General features: G+C 69.4%; 9 protein-coding genes. 3 read left to right on the top strand and 6 right to left on the bottom strand.

Features of this window, described 5'->3' with window-relative positions; all coding sequences use genetic code 11:
• The first annotated feature begins 18 nt into the window (after nt 1-18).
• Nucleotides 19-3,153: an efflux RND transporter permease subunit gene (locus tag GQ464_RS14790; RefSeq protein WP_166979735.1), complete on the top strand. Its 3,135-nt coding sequence runs from the start codon at nt 19-21 to the stop codon at nt 3,151-3,153.
• 19 nt (nt 3,154-3,172) lie between these two features.
• Here the strand turns inward: GQ464_RS14790 and alaS are convergent, their stop codons facing one another.
• From alaS to GQ464_RS14775, 3 genes are all read right to left on the bottom strand, one after another.
• On the bottom strand, nt 3,173-6,028 hold the full coding sequence (alaS, locus tag GQ464_RS14785; protein ID WP_228350330.1) for an alanine--tRNA ligase: 2,856 nt from the start codon (nt 6,026-6,028) through the stop codon (nt 3,173-3,175).
• Between the two features lie 133 nt (nt 6,029-6,161).
• A complete protein-coding gene (locus GQ464_RS14780) occupies nt 6,162-6,986 on the bottom strand; it encodes an MBL fold metallo-hydrolase (RefSeq protein WP_228350329.1) in 825 nt (274 codons plus the stop codon).
• 12 nt (nt 6,987-6,998) lie between these two features.
• On the bottom strand, nt 6,999-7,742 hold the full coding sequence (locus GQ464_RS14775; protein WP_166976887.1) for a Pycsar system effector family protein: 744 nt from the start codon (nt 7,740-7,742) through the stop codon (nt 6,999-7,001).
• 189 nt (nt 7,743-7,931) lie between these two features.
• Here GQ464_RS14775 and GQ464_RS14770 point away from each other — a divergent pair, with 189 nt between their 5' ends.
• Both GQ464_RS14770 and GQ464_RS14765 read left to right on the top strand, forming a co-directional pair.
• The gene (locus tag GQ464_RS14770; RefSeq protein ID WP_166976888.1) at nt 7,932-8,852 is read left to right on the top strand and encodes an SdiA-regulated domain-containing protein; all 921 of its coding nucleotides are present in this window, start codon (nt 7,932-7,934) and stop codon (nt 8,850-8,852) included.
• A gap of 70 nt (nt 8,853-8,922) precedes the next feature.
• Nucleotides 8,923-12,726: a BamA/TamA family outer membrane protein gene (locus tag GQ464_RS14765; RefSeq protein WP_166976889.1), complete on the top strand. Its 3,804-nt coding sequence runs from the start codon at nt 8,923-8,925 to the stop codon at nt 12,724-12,726.
• Between the two features lie 72 nt (nt 12,727-12,798).
• Here the strand turns inward: GQ464_RS14765 and GQ464_RS14760 are convergent, their stop codons facing one another.
• From GQ464_RS14760 to GQ464_RS14750, 3 genes are all read right to left on the bottom strand, one after another.
• Nucleotides 12,799-14,622, bottom strand: coding sequence for a class I SAM-dependent methyltransferase (locus GQ464_RS14760; protein WP_166976890.1), 1,824 nt, complete (start codon nt 14,620-14,622; stop codon nt 12,799-12,801).
• Nucleotides 14,623-14,747: 125 nt separating this feature from the next.
• Nucleotides 14,748-15,179 carry an ATP-binding protein gene (locus tag GQ464_RS14755; protein WP_166976891.1) on the bottom strand — a complete coding sequence of 144 codons (432 nt, stop codon included), beginning with the start codon at nt 15,177-15,179 and terminating at the stop codon, nt 14,748-14,750.
• A 102-nt stretch (nt 15,180-15,281) separates the two neighbouring features.
• Nucleotides 15,282-19,538: a S8 family serine peptidase gene (locus GQ464_RS14750; RefSeq protein ID WP_166976892.1), complete on the bottom strand. Its 4,257-nt coding sequence runs from the start codon at nt 19,536-19,538 to the stop codon at nt 15,282-15,284.
• Between the last annotated feature and the right edge of the window lie 204 nt (nt 19,539-19,742).

The raw sequence follows: 19,742 nt of genomic DNA, 5'->3' as shown, positions 1-19,742 counted from the left end.
CCCGATTCCGGTGATCCCATGGCTTCCCTGACCAACCTCTCGATCCGCCGCCCCGTGGCCACGGCCATGTTCTACCTGGTCGTGATCACCCTGGGCATCGTCGGCTTCCTCTACCTGCCGGTCGACCTCCTGCCCCCCATCGAGTTCACCCGGATGACCGTCTACACGCGGTATCCGAACGTGGGACCGGAGGAGATCGAGCAGATCATCACCGACCCTATCGAGAATGCCGTCTCGGGCCTGCCCAACCTGGAGCGCATCAGCTCCCGCTCGCAGGAGGGCGTCAGCTTCGTCAGCCTGGAGTTCGCCCGGGGCACGAGCCTGGACGAGGCCGCCAACGACCTGCGGGCGGCCCTGGACCGCATCCGGGACGACCTGCCCCCGGAAGCCGAACCGCCCGGCATCTGGAAGTTCGATCCGAACAACATCTCCATCGTGACGCTGGCGGTCGAATCGCGCCGGAACCTGGAGGAGCTGACCCGCATCCTGGAACGCGACCTGGCCCAGCGCTTCGAGCAGATCCCCGGCGTGGGCACCATCGAGGTGCGCGGCGGCATCTACCGCGAGATTCAGGTCAACCTGGAGCGGGACCGCCTGCAGGCCAGCGGCCTCACCCCCTCCGACGTGCAGCAGGCCCTGGCCCGAGAAAACATGACGCTCCCCGGCGGCAACGTCAAAGAAGGGGTGCGCGACCTCTACGTGCGCTCGCGCGGGGAGTTCACCTCCCTCGACCAGATCCGCAACACCATCATCACGACCGTGGGCGAGAAGCCCGTCCGCGTGCGCGACGTGGCCGAGGTCGTCGACGGCTACGAGGACATCGACCGCCTCACCGAGCTCAACGGCATGCCCGTCATCCTGCTCAACATCCAGAAGCAGAGCGGGGCCAACACCGTCACCGTGGCCGAGGCCATCCAGCGCGAGGTGGACCGCATCAACGCCGAGCGCAACGACCTGCGCATTCACGTCATCAGCGACCAGAGCACCTTCATCCGGCAGAGCATCTCGAACGTGCAGTCGTCGGCCATCTGGGGCGGGCTGCTGGCCATCCTGGTGCTCTACCTGTTCCTGCGCAACGGCTCCTCGACCTTCATCATCGCCCTGGCCATTCCCATCTCGGTCATCGCCACCTTCGGGCTGCTCTACTTCGGCGGCATGACGCTCAACCAGATGACCTTCGGCGGGCTGGCGCTGGGCATCGGGCTGATGGTGGACAATGCCATCGTGGTGCTCGAAAACATCGTGCGACACCGCGAAGAGAAGGGCGCCACGCTGATGGAGGCGGCCCGCATCGGCACCCGCGAGGTGGCCGGCGCCATCGTCGCCTCGACGCTGACCACGTGCGTGATCTTCCTCCCGCTGGTGTTCATGCGCTCGACGACGGGCGACCTGTTCCAGGCGCTGGCCGTGGTGGTGGTCTTCGCGCTGGGCTGCTCGCTGCTGGTGGCGCTGACGCTCGTCCCCGTGCTGGCAAGCCGCTTCCTGACCGTCTCCCCCCGCCCCGGCAAGGAGAAGGCGCCGGCACACCGCTCCCGCTTCCGGCGTCTCTTCGAGGCCCTGGAGCACCGCTATTCGCATGCGCTGAAGACGGCCGTGGCCCACCGCTACGTGGTGCTGGGCTGCACCGGCGTCCTGCTCCTGGGTACGGTGCTGGCCTGGCCCCTCATCCCCGTCGAGCTGGCCCCGCCGGTCGACGCCGACGAGATCGGCATCGACCTGGAGATGGCCCAGGGGACGAACATTGCCGTGGTGAAGGAATACCTGGACGAGCTGGAGCGGGTCGTGCGCCCCCTGCTGCCGGAAGACGACGTGGTGAACGTCGTGACAGAGGTGCGGGGCGGGGATGCCGAGATTGAGATCCGCCTCAAGCCGGCGGGTGAGCGTCGCATCGACAGCGCCGTGCTGGCCGAGCAGATCCGCCGGCAGGTCGACGGCCTCATCCCCGGCGCCGAGTTACGTGTGGATGCCGGCTCTGCCCTCTGGATCCTCCGCCGCATCTTCAGCTCGGGCGACGGCACCGAGGCCGTGCAGGTGGAGCTGCGCGGCTACGACCTCGAACAGGCCGACGCCCTGGCCCGGCAGATCCAGCAACGCATGGAAACCCTCGAAGGCGTCACGGGGGTGCGCCTGAGCCGCCGGGAAGGCCGGCCCGAGGAAAACATCGTGTTCGACCGGGAGAAAATCGCCAGCCTGGGCCTGACGGTGCAGGAGGTGGCCCGGGCCATCCAGACGAGCATCGGGGGCAGCCGCGCCGGGCAGTTCCGTGCCGGCGGCGACGAGTTCCCCATCACCGTGCGTTTCCGCCCGAAGGACCGGCTCACCCTGCTCGACCTCGACGACATCGCCGTGCGCACGCCGGCCGGGGCCCTCGTGCCGGTGGCCTCGCTCGTCCGGAACGAGCGGGGCCGTGCCCCCACCACCATCCAGCGCATCAACGGCCAGCGCGTCACCTACATCTCGGCCAACCTGGCGCCGGGGGTGGCCCTCGGCGACGCCGTCGAGCGCATCCGGCAGGAGCTGGCCCGGATCCCGCTGCCCGACGGCTTCTCGATCACCTTCGGCGGCGAGTACGAGGAGCAGCAGAAAGCCGAACGGGACTTCCTCATCGCCATCCTCATGGCCCTCGTGCTCATCTACATGGTCATGGCCGGCCAGTTCGAGCGGTTCCTCGACCCCCTCATCGTGATGTGCTCCGTGCCCGTGGCCATCGTGGGGGTGGTGCCGGCCCTGCTCCTGACGGGCACCACACTCAACATGCAGAGTGTCATGGGGATGGTGATGCTCGTCGGCATCGTCGTCAACAACGCCATCGTGCTGGTGGACTACATCAACCTGTTGCGCCGCGAGCACGGGCTGGACGTCCTGCCGGCCGTCGTGGAGGCGGGGCGGCTGCGCCTGCGGCCGATCCTGATGACGACGCTGACGACGACGCTCGGGCTCCTGCCGCTGGCCCTGGGCTTTGGGGCCGGCGCCGAGTTGCAGGCCCCGCTGGCCCGCGTGGTCATCGGAGGCCTGCTGGCCTCTACGCTCATCACGCTCGTGCTCATCCCGGTCGTCTACGTGGGTGCCACGGCCGCGGCGGCCCGCGCCCGCGCCTTCGTCCTCAACCTGCGCGGCGCCTCCCTCGACCCCGCCACACGCCCGTCGTCCTGACCGGCTCCGCCGGCCGGGATCAACCGAGCATCTCGCGCAGGACCGTCTCGGCGGCGGCCAGGGCCTCGTCGAGCGCCTCGGGGTTGCGCCCGCCGGCCGTGGCCAGCGTGGGCCGCCCGCCCCCGCCCCCGCCGACGCGCTTCGCCAGGGCCCCGACGAGCTTGCCGGCCTGAAGGCCCCGCGCCACGAGGTCGTCGCTCACGGTGGCGACCAGGTACACCTTCCCGCCCTCGGGATCGACCGTGCCCAGCACCCCGACGGCTCCGCCGCCGAGCCGGTCCCGGAGCGTCTCGCCGAGCGCACGCAGCGTGCTCATGTCCGCCGGCTCGACGCGGCCCGAGACCAGGCGCACGTCGCCCAGCCGCCTCGCCTGCCCGATGAAGGCATCGAGCCCGGCCGCCAGCCGCGCCTGCTTCGCCTCTTCGAGGGCCTTCTCCAGCCGCTTCTTCTCTTCGATCAGGTCGGCCACCTCTTCGTCGGCCGGGCGCTGGAGCGTCTTGAACTGCCCGCGCACCCGCTCGAGCTCGTCCAGCTCGCGGTCGAGGTAGCGGAGTGCATCGAGCCCGGCGACGGCCTCCACGCGCCGGACGCCGGCGGCCACCGAACCCTCGGACACGAAGCGGAACAGCCCGATCTCGCCCGTGGCGTCGACGTGGATGCCGCCGCACAGCTCGACCGAGAAGTCCGGGTCGAACGTGATGACGCGGACACGGTCGCCGTACTTTTCGCCGAAGAGGGCCATCGCGCCACGGTCGAGGGCCTCCTTGAGCGGCACGTCACGCTCCTCCAGCTTCGCCACGTTGCGCTGGATGACCTCGTTGACGCGCCGCTCGACGGCCCGCAACTCCTCGGGCGTGACGCGCTCGAAGTGGCTGAAGTCGAACCGGAGGTGGTCCGGCGCCACGAGCGAGCCCTTCTGCTTGACGTGCGGGCCGAGGACCTCGCGCAGGGCCGCGTGCATGAGGTGTGTGGCCGTGTGGTGCTTCTTGATGCGGGCCAGCCGCGCCACGTCCACCTCGGCCGTGACGGGGGCGTCCAGCGCGCGCGGGAGCCGGTCGACGTAGTGGATGATGTGGCCGGCCCGCTTCTGCGTGTCGAGCACGCGGACCTCCTCGTCCCCGACGCGGAGCACACCGGTGTCCCCCACCTGACCGCCGCTCTCGGCGTAGAACGGCGTCGCATCGAGCAGCAGTTCGTACTGCGGCCCCTCCTCCGTCTCCACGGTGCGGACGGCCCGGATGCGGGCGCCTTCGAGGCGGCTCTGGTCGTACCCGACGAACACGGAGTCCTCGCCGTCGCTGACGTGCTCCCATTCGCCGGCGCGGCTCTGGTCTACCTTGAACGCCGCCGCGGCGCGGGCGCGGTCCTTCTGCTCCTGCATCAGCTCCTGATACCGCTGCATGTCCACCCCGAGCCGTTCCTCGCGGGCCATGAGCTGGGTCAGGTCGACCGGGAAGCCGTAGGTGTCGTGCAGGAGGAAGGCGACCTCGCCGGGGATACGCCGCGCGGCCGCCGTGGCGGCGAAGGCCTCGATGAGGGCATCGCGGCTGCCGGCGTTCACATAGGCTTTCTGGAGCAGGTCGAGCGTGGCCCGGTCGGCCTCGAGGCGTTCGCGTACCGAGGCGGCCTGCCCGTCGGAGGCCGTGGCGAAGGCGTGGATGTAGGGGGTGAGGCGCTCGAAGAAGGCCAGGCCGGTACCGAGCGTTTCCAGGAAGCTCTCCTCTTCGGCCCGGATGACCCGTTCGATGTACGCCCGCTCCCGCGCGAGTTCGGGGAACGTGTCGCCCATCTTGGCTTCGAGCGGGGCCACGAGGCGGTAGAGGAACGGCTCGTGCAGGCCCAGGGTCTGGTAGCCGTAGCGCACGGCACGACGGAGGATGCGACGGATGACGTAGCCGCGCCCGGCGTTGCCCGGCACCACCCCGTCGGCGATGGCGAAGGCGATGGCGCGGATGTGGTCGGCGATGACGCGCATCGCCACGCGGACCTTCTCCCGCTCGGCCGGCTCCGCGTCGATGTCGTGGTAGCCCCGGATCTCCGCCCGCGGGCTGGCCTCGGCGATGGCCTGCAGGATGGGCGCGAACAGGTCGGTGTCATACGTGCTGCCACCCGTCTCCTGCAGCACCGCCACGATGCGTTCGAAGCCCATGCCGGTATCGACGTGCCGGTCCTTGAGGGGTTCGAGCCGGTCGTCGCCGAGGGCGTTGTACTGGATGAAGACCAGGTTCCAGATCTCCATCACGCGCGGGTCGTCCCGGTTGACCAGCTCACGACCGGGGATCCGCGCCCGTTCCTCGTCCGGCCGGAGGTCGATGTGGACCTCCGAGCAGGGGCCGCAGGGGCCGGTGTCGCCCATCATCCAGAAGTTGTCCTTCGAGCTGCCGAAGAGGATATGGTCGTGGGCGATGGGCGTCTCGCTGCGCCAGAAGGCGGCGGCCTCCTCGTCGGGTTCGAGCCCGAGCCGATCGTCGCCGGCGTGGACCGTCGCATAGAGACGGTCCGGGTCGAGGCCCCACACGTCCACGAGCAGCTCCCAGGCCCACCGGATGGCTTCCTTCTTGAAGTAGTCGCCGAAGCTCCAGTTGCCCAGCATCTCGAAGAAGGTGTGGTGGTACGTATCGTACCCGACTTCCTCAAGGTCGTTGTGCTTGCCCGAGACGCGGAGACACTTCTGCGTATCGACGGCCCGCCGGTACGGGCGCGTCCCGGTCCCCAGAAAGACGTCCTTGAACTGGTTCATCCCGGCGTTGGTGAAGAGCAACGTCGGGTCGTTCTGCGGCACCAGGGAAGCACTCGGGACGACGGTATGGCCCCGCTCCTCGAAAAATCTCAAAAATTCCGCGCGAATTTGCTCGGAGGTTTTCTTCTGGCTCATAGGGAGGGAAAGGGAATGCAGGAGAAGGAAGGGACCGACGAGATCCCGGCGCCGTAAACGCCTCAGCCGGGGGGGAGGTGCCCCGCGCGCCCGTGATTTGCCCTTGAATTGCCCCGGGGACCCGGTTCCGCCCTCAGAGCTCGACCCGGAGTCCTTCGTAGGCGACGGTGCAGGCGATGCCGTGGGGTTCCAGCAGGGCCCGTGCCTGCTCCTGCATGGCGTCGAGCGCCTCGTCGGTGCGGCCCGGGTCGTGGTGAAAGGGGATGAAGTGCTTCACGCGGGCAGCCCGGGCCAGCTCGCAGGCCTGCCTGAGCGTCGAGTGCCCCCAGCCCCACCGGGCCGGCATCTCCGCTGCCAGGTACTGGGCATCGTGGACGAGCACGTCGGCCTCCCGGCAGAAGGCGACCACCTCGGCCTGCCTTGCCTCGACGGGCGGCGGCGGGCTCAGCTCGTGGTCCGGAATGAAGACCAGGCTGCGTCCGCCGTGCGTGACGCGGTAGCCGAAGGCCCCGCCGGGATGGGTGACCGCCAGACGCGCCACCGAGAAGCCATGATCCGCCAGATACCCCAGCGGATCGGTGTCCACCCGGATGACCGGCGCCACCACGTCGGCGGCCTGCAACGGAAAATGATACCCGTCGAGCAGGCTCATCAGCGACCAGGGCCTTCCATCCTTTTCATAGCTGAGCAGGTGGACGGGGCTCTCGGAACGGTACAGCAGGGGAAAGAACGGAAAACCGGCGATATGGTCCGAGTGCAGGTGGGTGAGCAAAAAAAAGACCTCGCGGCCCGAGCCGGCCAGCGCCGCCCCCAGCTGGATCACCCCGGTGCCGGCATCGAGCACCAGCACCCGGTCGCCCACCTCCACGCTCACACACGACGTATTCCCGCCGTACCGGCACGTGTGGCGACCGGGACTCGGCACCGATCCGCGTACCCCCCAGAACCTGATGACCATCGCTATCCCTTCTCAGGGCAGGGCCGTCCCGCCCGTACCCAGCACAACCCAGGTGAAGATACCCAGAAACGACAGAATGCCGGCGATGAGCCCGACCATGAAAGCGTTGTACGAGATACGAAGCAGGGCAAACTTGCGCTGGAGCACCAGCCCCAGACCGTAGATGTCCCGGATCATGCTCTGGTACAACTCATCGGTGTCCTGCATCAGATCGGTCATGGCCGCCACATAATCGTCCCGCGAGAGGTTGACGAAGTGCCCGAAGAACAGGATGTTGGCCCGGCGGGCGCGCACGTCCTCGAGCGAGATGACCCCGCTGGTGACGCGGGGACGGGCCGCGAGGACGGCATAGATGATCGAGACCAGACAGCACAGCAGAAAGATGGCCGTCGGGATGAGCAGCCAGGGATTGGCGTCGATCTTCGGGGAGATGGAGGCGATCAGGATGGAGATGATCAACCCGTTGATGCTGATCATGATGTTCGCCTTCGTATCGGCCAGGGCGCTGAGGTCCATGTGGGTCCGATACGACGTGCGGAACATCGTCTCGATGCCCCGCTCGGTGCCAAGCTTCCCCTTTTTCTTCTTTTTCTTCTTCTTCGGCTTCGCATCCTCGTCTTCACCGGCAGGCAGGGACCCGCCTCCGGTACCGGACGAGGTGCCCGGCACGGGAACGGCATCGCCCGAAACGGGGGTCGTCGCCGGTCGCTGAGACGGCGCAACGCCCGCTTCGGTATGTTCTTCGGATGAGGCCATACTCGTCGAGTGGCATCGGATCGGAGCGACGGGACATCACACCCCGAAACCCCGCCGTGGAAAACGGATAAACGGGTTTTCGGGCCGCCCGTTGGTTCCGCCAAAATACGAAGCGTTTCGCTCTTTCGCGTGCCCGGCAGGGTGAAACCGGCGAAACGCTCCGAAGCCCCCTGCCTTCCCTCATTCTCCATGTTCCACATCGTCTCCTTCCATCCTGCATTTTCTCGCGCCGGTGCCTGGCTGCTGTGCCTGGGGCTGGCCTGTGCTCGCCCGGCCGTGCCCCCGGACGCCCCGCCGCCGTACGCCTTCGACCGCCCCGCCACCGCCTTCGAACTGCCCCGCGCGCTGTATGAAATCTCCGGCCTGACCCTCCTCGACGGCCACCACCTCGGGGCCGTACAGGACGAGGACGGCCGGCTCTACCTCCTCGACGCCGCCACGGGCAAGGTCGTGCGCGACGAGAAGTTCGCCGGCGACGGGGATTACGAGGGGGTCGAACGGGTGGACCGCCGCGTGTTCGTCCTCCGCAGCGACGGCACCCTCTTTGAGATCGAAGACTGGCAGGCGAAAGACTACGACGCGAAGAAACACCGGACCGGTCTTCCGAAAGGGTGCGACGCGGAGGGCCTGGCCCACGACCCGGCACGGCACCGGCTCCTCATCGCGTGCAAAGAGAACCCGGGCAACGACCTGCACGGGCACCGGGCCGTCTATGCGTTCGACCTGGAAACGGAGCGCCTGCGCGAGACGCCCGTGTACACGATCCCGCTCCGGGCCGTGGCGGAACGGTTGCCGGAAAGCAACGCGCTCAACCGCACGCTCCGCCGGCTGCTCTCGCCCCTGGTCGACCTGAGCGACTTCAAGCCGTCGGGCCTGGCGGTCCACCCGATCACCGGGCGGGTCTACGTGCTCTCGTCCGTGCGCCGGGTGCTCGCCGTGCTCGAGCCGGACGGCACCCTGCATGCCGTGTGGCCCCTGCCCGGGGACCGCCTGCCGCAGCCCGAAGGCATCGCCTTCACACCCGAAGGCGACCTCTTCCTGGCCAGCGAAGGACGCGGCGGCAAAGCCACGCTCCTCCGCTTTACGTACCTTCCCGGGAACGACGGCTGACCTCGCCGGGCCACCGCGTGTACACGTACCCGCTTCCTGCCCTGCCCTCCGCTCATCCCCTTCAAGGCGCATGACCACGACCTCCCGCCCGCTCCTCCGGTACCTCGTGCTACTCGTGCTGCCGCTCCTGCTGGCCGCCTGCGCCTCGACCGGCCCGTACGTGGCCGCGCCGTACCGGGGCTGGGACACGCTGGCCCCGCCTCCGGCCTCGGCCCTCCGCTACCGGGCCTTCCTCATCGGCGACGCCGGGGCCGCCACGCCCGAGACACCCGTCCTCCGCCTGCTCCGCGCCCGGCTCGACACCACCGGACCGAACGCCGCCGTCGTCTTCCTCGGCGACAACGCCTACTGCTGCGGCCTGCCCGACTCGGGCGACGCCCGCCGGGCCACGGCCGAGGCCCGCCTCCGCGCCCAGATCGACGCCGTGCGCGACTTCGCGGGGCGCGTCGTCTTCATCCCCGGCAACCACGACTGGAACCACGGCCACCCCGGCGGGGCCGAAGCCCTCCGGCGGCAGGAAGCCTTCATCGAAGCCCACCTGCCCCACAAAGGCAACGTCTTCCTCCCCGACGACGGCTTCCCCGGCCCCGTCGAGGTCAAACTGGCCGACCGGCTCTACCTCCTGGCCCTCGACACCGAATGGTGGCTCTATCCCCACGACAAACCCTACGGCGACGCGGGCGACTACGACATCGAGGAGGACGAGGACTTCTTCCTGGAACTCCACGAGCGCATCCGGGAACGGGACGACGACGACCTGCTCATCGTGGGCCATCACCCCCTCTTCTCGAACGGGCGCCACGCCGGCCGCTTCCCCCTGAAGCAGCACCTCTTCCCGCTCACGATGAAGTTCGAGCACGCCTACCTCCCCCTGCCCGTGCTCGGCTCCCTCGTGCCGTTCTACATCCGCACCTTCGGAGGCCGGCAGGACCTGGCCCATCCCCGGTATGCGACACTCCGCCGGGCGCTCCTCCGCCTGTTCGAGACGCACGACGACGGCGTGCTCATCTACGCCGCCGGGCATGAGCACAACCTCCAGTACTTCACCCACCGGGACCAGCACCACCTCATCAGCGGGTCGGGTTCACGGGCGCCGGACTACGCCGCACGCGGCGGCGAGGCCGTCTTCACCCACGCCGCGCCCGGCTTCATGGTCGTCGACTATTTCGAGGATGGTTCCGTGTGGATGGAGGTATGGGAACCAACCGGAGACGGAAACGAGGGGCGGGTCGTCTTCCGCACCCGCCTCAGCGGCCCCCGCGATGCGTTCGCCGGAGCGACCGAGACACCCCCACCGGCTACGACGCCCGCGGACTATGCCGACAGCACCGTCGTCGTGGCCGCCCGTCCGGACCTCGCCGCCGGCCCGATCAAACGGTTCTTTCTGGGAACCGAGCACCGCCCGGCCTGGACGACGCCGGTCCGCGCCCCCGTGCTCGACGTCGGCCGGGCCAGAGGCGGGCTGACGCCCCTCCGGCGCGGCGGCGGCCTGCAGACGACCTCCCTGCGCCTCCGTGGCGGCGACGGCCACACGTACGTCCTCCGCTCCATCACGAAGGATCCGAAGCGTTCGCTCCCACCGGCCCTCCGCGGCACCGTCGCCGACGACGTGCTCGACGACCAGGTCGCCATCCTCCATCCCTACGGCGCCTTCATCATCCCGCCCCTGGCCGAAGCCGCCGGCGTCTACCACACCAACCCCGAACTGGTCTATGTGCCGGACGACCCGCGCCTGGGCCGCTTCCGCAACCTCGTGGCCGGCCAGCTCATGATGCTCGAAGAGCGACCGGACGACGACATGTCCGACCTGCCCGGCTTCGGCGGTGCCCGCGACGTCATCGGCTCGCCGAAGCTCTTCGACGAGGTCAACGGCGACAACGACCACCGCGTCGATGCCACCTTCTTCGCCCGCACCCGCCTCTTCGACATGTACCTCAGCGACTGGGACCGCCACCGCGACCAGTGGCGCTGGGCCGCCTTCGAGCCCTACGAACTCGATCCCTCCCTCACGGGCGACGAGCGCAAGCGGGGCAAAGTCTACCGTCCCATCCCCCGCGACCGCGACTGGGCCTTCAACAAGATGGACGGCCTCTTCCCCTCCCTCCTCGAAACGAAATACTTCGAGCCCAAATTCCAGGACTTCGAACACGACTACGGCTACCTCAAGGGGCTGAACCTGGCCGGGCTGGAACTCGACCGCCGCTTCACCGCCTCCCTGACCCGGTCCGACTGGATCGCCATCGGGCGGGACCTGCAGGCCCGCCTGACCGACGAGGCCATCGAACGGGCCCTCGCGCGGTGGCCCGAACCCATCCGTGCCCTCTACGAGGACGAGTTCACCGAAAAGCTCCGTGCCCGGCGCGACCGGCTGCCCGAGGTGGCCGAACGCTACTATGAGATCCTGGCCGAGGTGGTGGACGTCGTCGGCAGCCACAAGCACGAACGCTTCGAGGTGCGGCGCCTGAACGACCGCGAGACGGAGGTCGTCGTCTACAAGACGAAAAAGGACGGCACGGTCGTCCGGCCCCTCTTCCGGCGGACGTTCTTGGCGGACGAGACGCGGGAGATCCGCCTCTACGGCCTCGGCGGCAACGACCACGTGGAGGTGACAGGGCCGGCCCGGCGCGGCCCCCGCGTCATCGCCGTGGGCGGGCCGGGACAGGACACCCTGATCGACCGTTCCCATATCCCCGTCTGGTTCTACGACACGACGACCGGCGCCGCCTTCGAGCCCGGCCCGAAGACCCGTGTCATCGTCTCCGACGACGCAACCGTCAACACGTACGACCCGCGCGCCTTCCGCTTCGACACGGCCGCCCCACGCCTCTTCTTCGGCAGCAACAAAGACGACGGCCTCTTCGTCGGCGGGGGCGTGCAGGTGATTCGTCACGGCTTCCGGAAGGAGCCGTATGCCCGGCGGCACGTGCTCGTGGGCAACTTCGCCGCCGCCACACAGGCGTTCAACCTGGTCTACGAAGGACGCTTCACCGACACCTTCGGCCCCCTCGACACCGGACTGGACGCCCGCGTGCTCTCCCCCAACAGCATCCGCAACTTCCTCGGCCTCGGCAACCGGACCCGTCCCGACGACGACCGGACGTTCTCCTTCTACCAGGCCCGGCTGGCCCAGGTGCGCCTGATGCCGTCGCTCCGCCACCGGACCGCGGGCGGCGCCCTGGAGGCCTTCCTCGGCCCCACGCTCGAGTTCACGAAGGTCCGCCGCGACGAGGACCGCTTCATCGGGCAACCGCAGGCCGGGATCTCCCCGAAGTCGTTCTCCGACCAGTGGTTCGCCGGCGTCGAAACGGGCCTGACTCTCACGCAGACGGACAGCGACCTCAACCCGCGCCAGGGCTTCCGCTGGACGAACACGCTCGACCTGAACCTGGGCTTCGAGAACACGAGCGACACCTATGCCCGGCTCACCTCGGCGTTCGCCTTCTACGTCTCCCCGTCCATCTCACCCCAGATGACGCTGGCCGCCCGCGTGGGCGTGGCCCACAACCTCGGCGACTTCCCCTTCTACCAGGCCAACACACTCGGCGGCAAGGACAACCTGCGCGGCTACCGCAGCACCCGCTTCGCCGGGCGCACCAGCTTCTTCCAGAACCTCGAACTCCGCCTGGAACTGTTCGACTTCTCCACGTACGTGGCCCGGGGGCAGGCAGGCCTGCTGGCCTTCCTCGACAACGGCCGCGTCTGGACCGAGGCCGACGACGACCGGGACGTCTCACAGGCGTTCTTCGACGGCTACCACCAGGGCTACGGCGCGGGCCTCTGGGCCGATGTCTTCGACCTGTTCGTCCTCACCGCCACGCTCGACGCCTCCCCGGAGGACGTGCTCTTCACCCTCCGTTTCGGCTTTCTGTTCTGAGGAGCCGGATCGACGAACCCTCCCTCACCCGAGTAAACAGCGGCAGGGGCCGTTGGGCCGCGTAGCGCGGCCTCAGGCGGGCGGACGCAGCCGGAAGAACGCCTGCCGGTGGATCCACCGTCCCCGCCGCTTCTCGGCGACGACGGCGGCGCCGAGCCGGTCGAACAGCTCCCGCCAGCCGGCGGCGGTGCGGAAGTGCAGGTGCGCCTCCTGCGCCCGCATCCGCCCGCCCGAGCGCAGGCGGTTCGCCCACCGGTCGAGGAAGGCCAGGCGGCGGCGCTCCGGCTCCGTCTCGTACACCGACTCGGCGACGATCACGCCGCGCCGGGACACCCGCAGGGCCTCGCGCAGCACCGCCTCCGGGTCGGCGCAGTGATGGAGGACGAAGTACAGGATCGTCACGTCGAACGCCCTGTCGGCGAAGGGCAGGCGCCGGCCGTCGTAGACGGTGTGGGGCAGCCGGGTGCGGTTCATGTCCACGACGTCGGCCAGGTGGACGCGGGCCCCGAGCCGGTGGGCCGCCACCTCCCCCACGTACCCCTCGCTCGCGCCCAGGTCGAGCACCGACCCCACGGGAGCCGGGATCAGGTCGCGGATGGCTTCGAACTTGCGGCGGGCCCGATGGCGCTGGAGCCGCTGCAGCAAGGGATCGGCATACCGGACGGCCGCCAGCACGGCCCATCCGCCCCAGCCCAGGACGACGAACGGCCAGTACGGCCCGTCCACGTAGAGGAGGTACGTCCCGATGGACGCCACGCCCAGCCACAGCCAGTGCCAGGACGGGCGCGGCGCCAGCATCGACACCGCCAGCAGCCCCAGCAGGTACCACGGATGCACGGTCGTGGCGCAGACGAAGAACGCACCCAGGGTCCACACGAACGCCCGGCGGAGCGACCAGCGTTCCCATCCGTCCAGAGCGTAGAGGAGCGGCAGGGCGGCAATGAAGACCATCTGGAAGAAGGGACCGAGCGTCTTGCTCCAGTCCTCCCCCGTAAACACGAGGAAGAGCTTCTTCACCCCGTAGTAGAGCCCCGCGTTGAACTCGAAGTAGCGGACGTAGAGGTCCAGCGAGGCCGCCACATGGCCCGGGATGGCCGGGTCGAAGTAGGGCGCCACGAGCACCGCCGAGACGAGTACCGGGGGCCACACGGCACGCCACCGGAAACGCCGCCAGAGGAACGGCAGGAGCACGAACGGATAGAGCTTCACCCAGCCGGCGCACGTCAGGGCCGCGGCGGCTGCGGAGCCCCGCCGGCGCCGTGCCAGCCAGAGGGCCAGCACGAGGAAGAACAGCATGACGGCCTCCGTGTGGACCTGCCCGGCCGTCTCGATGACCACGAGCGGGTTCCACGCATAGAGGATCATCCGCCGGGCGGGAACCATGCGAGCCAGCAGCAGCATCGCCCCGACCTCCATGCCGGCCAGCAGCACCTTCAGGACGTAATAGCTCACCTCCCACCCGAAGCCGTAGAACAGCCCGGCCACGGCAAAGAAAACCTGCGAGAGCGGCGGGTAGACGGAGTAGAAGCGGGACGAGTTGAGCCACTCGTAGATCGGCTCATCGTGGAACCCGGCCAGGGCGGGATCCTCCGGCACATACCGGTACGGGTTGATGCCTTCGACCTGGAGGAGGCCGTCCCACACGTACCGGTAGGCGTCGTCGGAGAGGAGCGGGGGCAGCCAGAGCACGGCCAGGCGCAGGGCGATGCCGAGCAGCAGCACCGTCCGCATGCGGTAGCCGCCCCGGCGCCAGAGCAGCACCATCAGCCCCCCGGCCACGAAGGCCGCCGCCACGAAGCCGTACCACCAGGCCCGCACCCCGGCACAGACCGACATCGCCAGCACGGCCAGCACGAGCAGCGCCGGCAGCCCCACCTTGCCTCGATCGTTCAGCACCGGCACGACTCGGATAGTGCGTCTCTGGGTGGAAGAATCGAAGGTTCTCGTTTCACGTTACACGTTGTGCGTTTCAGGCTCTCAAATCCTTCCAGGAACGTGCAATGCGAAAGCCCCGACGCCCCTCACCGGTCCGGGCGAAGGAAGATCATTCCGATGCGGCGGCCGCTCTGTTCGTAGCGTACCTCATCGGCCAGTTGTTCGATGAGAAAGAGGCCGCGCCCGCTGTCCTCGAGCAGGTTCTCCTTCTGCAACGGGTCCACAACGTCTTCCCGGTCGAAGCCCGGCCCCTGATCTTCGACCCACACCTCGATGCGGTCCGGTTCGGCGCTGAGTTCGACCGTCACCTTCTTGTCCGGGTCGAGGCGATTACCGTGCTCGATGGCATTCGTAAAAGCTTCGCTCGTCAGCAGCACGACGCGGTAGACGAAGTCCTCATCGGACTCATGACCCCGGACGAATTCCTCGGCCAGTTGTATGATACGCTCAAGCTGGAAATGCTCGCTGGCCATGACCACGCGGAGCCGGTCGGGTACGGGATCATCACTGGGAAACATAAGATGCTCGGCAGGTTGTCGGCGGCCTGAAGGGACGGGACCCGGTACGCAATTAAGGACACGGCGTGAAATACGCAACACGGCACAGGGATTTCCGTCCTGCTACCGGATCACGGCGGCTTTGCGCAAGACGGGGGCGTGCCCCGGCGCCTCGACGCGGACGAGGTAGATACCGGAGGGGACGGGACGGCCGCCGTCGTCGTTGAGATCCCAGGCGACACCGCCGTCCCCGTCGGTCTCTTCGAGCAGGCGGATGAAGCCACCCTGCACCGACAGGATACGCACGGTGGCCTCGGGCGGCAATCCGGCGATCATGACGCGAGGCGGGTGGCGCCCCGCTTCGTACGGGTTCGGGAAAACGTAGACGCCGGCCAGGTCTTCGGCCGCCACCGTCAGGCGCACGGTGGTGCCCTCCGGGGCCAGGGTATTGCCCGTGAGGCTCCGCATACGAAGCACCTCGACGGACGTTGCCAGGCCCGTCGCCCCGAGAACACGTCCTTCCACACGCAACGTCACCCGGTCGGGCCTGGCGGCGTCGAAGCGGGCTTCGGCAACGTGGCCGGCGGGTCGCAGGCGGTAGTTGGCCGCGTCGGCGGCAAAGGCCGGGTCGAGCGCCTCGCTAAAGACGAGCGCCACACGGGCGGGGTCGAGCAGTTCGAACGCGGTGACGATGAGCGTGCCGTAGGCCGGTTCGGGAAAGGCCACGGCCGCGGCGGTCTGCCCGACCGGCGTCCCTTCGGCGTCGCGCACGCCCGTCCACCGGAGCGTGTCGGCCGGCGGCGGGGTGTCGAAGCGGAGAAGGACGGAGCGCCCTCCTTTCCCCGCGAGCAGCCCCGCCGGTTCCCCCCCCCTGTCGAGGCGAAACTGACCGGGGAGCAGGCCGGGAGCCAGCGGCTCGGTAAACGCCAGCTCGACCGTCGCGGGGCCGGGGTACGTGACGGCCGCCACGATGGCCGGCGCATGCGGGCGGACGAGCCGCACCGGCGAAAGAGGTGAGGCGGTGCCGCCGAACCAGGCCCGGAGTGCATAGGAGCGCGGGGCCTCCGTCTCATCCACCCAGGCACCGCGGGTCGTCGTCCCGATCGGATCCAGCGCCGCGCCGGGCGGGCCGGCCAGGACCGTCACCGAGTCGGCGCCGGGAGCGTGCCAGGCCAGGCGTACCTGCCGGGCATCGAGGGCGAAAGCATCCACCCATTGCGGGGGCGGCGTGTGCTCCACCGCCGGATCCGGTATGAAACGGTGCAGCCGGCCGTCCGCCCCGGCGGCGACGAGTTCGGGCCGGCCGTCCCCGTCGAAGTCGGCCGCCACCGTCTGGATGCTGCGCAGGCCGGAGGGGGCGGCGGGATCGCCCCCTCCCCGATGGAAGCGCAGCTGCGGCCCCGCCGCGTCGAACGCGAGGACGTAGAGATCCGGCGGGTGCACGACGACGAGTTCGTCCCGCCCGTCGCCGTCGAAGTCGGCGGCGTTGAGCGAGCCGTGGCGCGAGAGCGGGGTGCCGGCCAGCGCGAAACGGTGACGGAGCGCGAACGCATCCTCCCCCGTGTTCTCCCACACGAAGACCAGGCCGGCGTCCGGCTCTCGCTCTCCGTCCCGGGTGACCTGCGTCCAGTTCTGGGTGTAGGTGACGAATTCGGGCCGGCCGTCCCCGTCGAAGTCGCCCCGGGCGAAGCGGCTGCCGGCGTTGTACCGGTTCGTCTCGTGCGTCCAGGCCACGCGGAAGGTGTTGTCGCCGTCGTGCTCGTAGAGGATCCAGTCGCCGTCGCTGTCGCCCACGAGCAGGTCGAGCCGGCCGTCCCCGTCGAAGTCGTCGATGAGGGCCTCGGGTTCCTGGAACTCGTTCCGGTCGAGCTCGGAGCCCGTCACACCCGTGGGGTTTTCCAGCCGGGCGACCTCCGCAAAGCCGCTCCCGTCGTGTTCGAGGAGGCGCCACTGCCGGGTGTTGTGGACGAGGATCTCGCCGCGCCCGTCGCCGTCGAGGTCGGTGAGGCGGGCGCCGAAGGCCGCCTCCGGGTCGAAGGGGTTGGCCAGGCCGGTGGTGTCGAGGAAGGCGGTGGTGGACGGATAGGCGCGGGCGGCGGTCTGTTCGAGCACGAGCGTGGCCCCGCCGACCTGGGTGAGCAGTTCGAGGAGCCCGTCGCCGTCGGCGTCGCCCGTGTCCCGGGGAAAGACGCCGGCGATCAGGTGAAAGGCGGGGCGGAAGCCCGTTCCGTCCCACTCATAGACGGCGAGCGTGTCGCCCAGCCAGCCATCTTCGTACCGGTTCAGGACGATCTCCCGGAGGCCGTCTCCGTCGAAGTCGGTGGCGTGCGGAAGCAGGAAGCCGTGCGGGACGGCGAGCGTCTCTTCGTCGAAGAGGGCCGCATGGAGGGTGCGGGCGGGCAGGACGAGCGTGTCGGTGTGCGTCGTGAGGAGGCCGGCGGCGTTCGTGGCGACCAGGCGCACGACGACGGGGCCGCCCGTGCCGGAAGCATCTGTCCAGACGAGCCCGTGCCGCCGCCCGCGCCGCCCGGAGGCGACCCGGTGGGTGTTCCCCGCGTGGTCAACCTCGAGGGACACGGTGGTGAGGTCGTCCGTCTCCACATCGACCTGCAGGCCGTGCGCCCCGGCGACCAGGGCCCGCTCCAGCAAATGGACGGTGATCCGGGGCGGGGACCGGTCGACGTAGACGCGCCGCCGGTCCTCGATCGTTTTGCCCGTGCGCAGGCGGGTCGCCAGGCGCAGGGTATAGGGTCCCTCGGGCAGCCGGCCGGCCTCCCACAGGGCCAGCGTGTCGCGCCAGACCTGACGCCGCACCTCCGTCACCACGGGCATCCAGGTGTCGCCGGGATCGCCGGCACCGGCCGCCACCTCGACCGAATAGGCCAGGAAGGCGGGATCGACGGCGGTTCCGAGGACCGGCACGACGCCGGCGGCCACACCGTCATCCTGGGCGGGGGAAAGCACCTCGGTACGGGCGGGAAGGGCGTTCAGCAGCGCGGCGGCGACGTCGAGCAGACCGGCAGCCGTGCGGTGGTCCCATCCGGGCGCCTCGATGTCGCGGGCCGAGGCGGTGAGGATGCTGCGCACGGCGGCGGGGGTGAGACCGGGCTCGAGCGAGCGCAGCAAGGCGGCCGTGGCGGCGACCATCGGAGCCGCCATCGACGAGCCGCTGCGCCGCCCGTAGAGCGCCGCGACCGCTTCCGGGTCCGGCGTCTCCGGCGGGGGCAGCAGGGTGGTATAGACGAACGAGCCGGGCGCGCCCAGATCGATCCCGACGCCGTGGGTGCCCCGGGCCGCGAGGCCGCGCCCGTCGGCATCGAACCAAGCCACCGAGATCACCTCGGGATAGTCGGACGGGTAATGGGGCCCGTCACCGCCGGCGTTGCCGGCCGATGCCACCACCACGACGCCCCGGTCGACGGCATAGCGGATGGCCTCGTGCATCAGGGGAGAAGCCACCGCATCGCCGAAGGAGAGGTTGACCACATCGAGGCCGTTATCGGCGGCATAGACGAGGGCGGCGGCGATGTCGTCGTCGTCCCCGGCCCCGTCGGCGCCGAAGGCGCGGAGCGGCACCAGGCGCACCCCCGGCGCCACCCCGGCGATGCCGACACCGTTGTCCCGGGCGGCGACCAGCACACCGGCCACGGAGGTGCCGTGCCCGCGTCCCCCGCCGGGCAGGTTGTCCTCGTCGGGGAACGGATCGCGCGTGTGGTAATCGCCGGCTTCCACGTTGCCGGGCCGGTCGAGGAAGTCATAGCCGTAGAGGTCGTCCACATAGCCGTTGCCGTCGTCATCGAGCCCGTTGAAGTCGGAGGCGTTGGCACGGCCATTGCTATCGAGATCCTCGCCGGGATGGATCGCGATCTGCCCGGCCAGGTCGGGGTGTTCGAAGAAGACGCCGGTGTCGATCAGCCCGATGCGCACCTCGGGTCGTCCGGTGGTGACGTTCCAGGCCTCCAGGGCCCGGATGACGGCGAGGTGGCCGAGGCTGTCGGCCAGGGGATCGCCGGCCCGGAGGGGCACCACGTCCGGGCGGAGGCCGTCGAGCCGGTAACGCCGGTTGGGCTGTACGTAGGCCACGCCGGGCTGCGCCGCCCAGCGGGCACGAACCGCCTCGAAGGCGGCGGAGTCGGGCACGGCGAGCACGTAGGCCGGAAACGCCCCGGCCTGCTTGCCCGCCCCGCGACGGGCGACCACCGGCTGCACCGCGAGGACGCCTTCAAACAGCGGGGCCAGCGCCCCGTCCTTCGCCGCCCCGCCTTCCATGGCGGCAACGAGATCGGCTCCGGCCTCGTCGGCCAGGCGCACGATCACCTCCACCTGCCCGTACACGACCAGCGGAAAAGCAAAAAGCACCAGAGTGGCAACGCGCTTCATGCCACAAGAGGACCAGAGGAAAAGAATGCCATCATCCTGCAGAGATTGCACCGGAGGAGGCCGGTATCAGCCGCACCGGCCCTTGGACGACCAACCCGCCTTTTCGTTCGAAGCCCCTCTGCAACGCACCGGCGCCACACCTCAACCGGCTACACGTCCCGGCTTCAAAAAACAAGCTTCTGTGCCGATGACCTGAACGGTACG

The sequence above is a fragment of the Rhodocaloribacter litoris genome (genome assembly GCF_011682235.2).
Lineage (GTDB): Bacteria > Bacteroidota > Rhodothermia > Rhodothermales > ISCAR-4553 > Rhodocaloribacter > Rhodocaloribacter litoris.
The sequence above is the reverse complement of the archived record's forward strand: the minus strand, read 5'-3'. Positions and strand labels throughout refer to the sequence as shown.

What these genes read in the sequence shown, in the direction of transcription:
- GQ464_RS14775 (WP_166976887.1), bottom strand. Translation starts at nt 7,742, where the DNA reads ATGGCCTCATCCGAAGAACATACCGAAGCGGGCGTTGCGCCGTCTCAG.
- GQ464_RS14755 (WP_166976891.1), bottom strand. Translation starts at nt 15,179, where the DNA reads ATGTTTCCCAGTGATGATCCCGTACCCGACCGGCTCCGCGTGGTCATG.
- alaS (WP_228350330.1), bottom strand. Translation starts at nt 6,028, where the DNA reads ATGAGCCAGAAGAAAACCTCCGAGCAAATTCGCGCGGAATTTTTGAGA.
- GQ464_RS14770 (WP_166976888.1), top strand. Translation starts at nt 7,932, where the DNA reads ATGTTCCACATCGTCTCCTTCCATCCTGCATTTTCTCGCGCCGGTGCC.
- GQ464_RS14790 (WP_166979735.1), top strand. Translation starts at nt 19, where the DNA reads ATGGCTTCCCTGACCAACCTCTCGATCCGCCGCCCCGTGGCCACGGCC.
- GQ464_RS14780 (WP_228350329.1), bottom strand. Translation starts at nt 6,986, where the DNA reads ATGGTCATCAGGTTCTGGGGGGTACGCGGATCGGTGCCGAGTCCCGGT.
- GQ464_RS14750 (WP_166976892.1), bottom strand. Translation starts at nt 19,538, where the DNA reads ATGAAGCGCGTTGCCACTCTGGTGCTTTTTGCTTTTCCGCTGGTCGTG.
- GQ464_RS14765 (WP_166976889.1), top strand. Translation starts at nt 8,923, where the DNA reads ATGACCACGACCTCCCGCCCGCTCCTCCGGTACCTCGTGCTACTCGTG.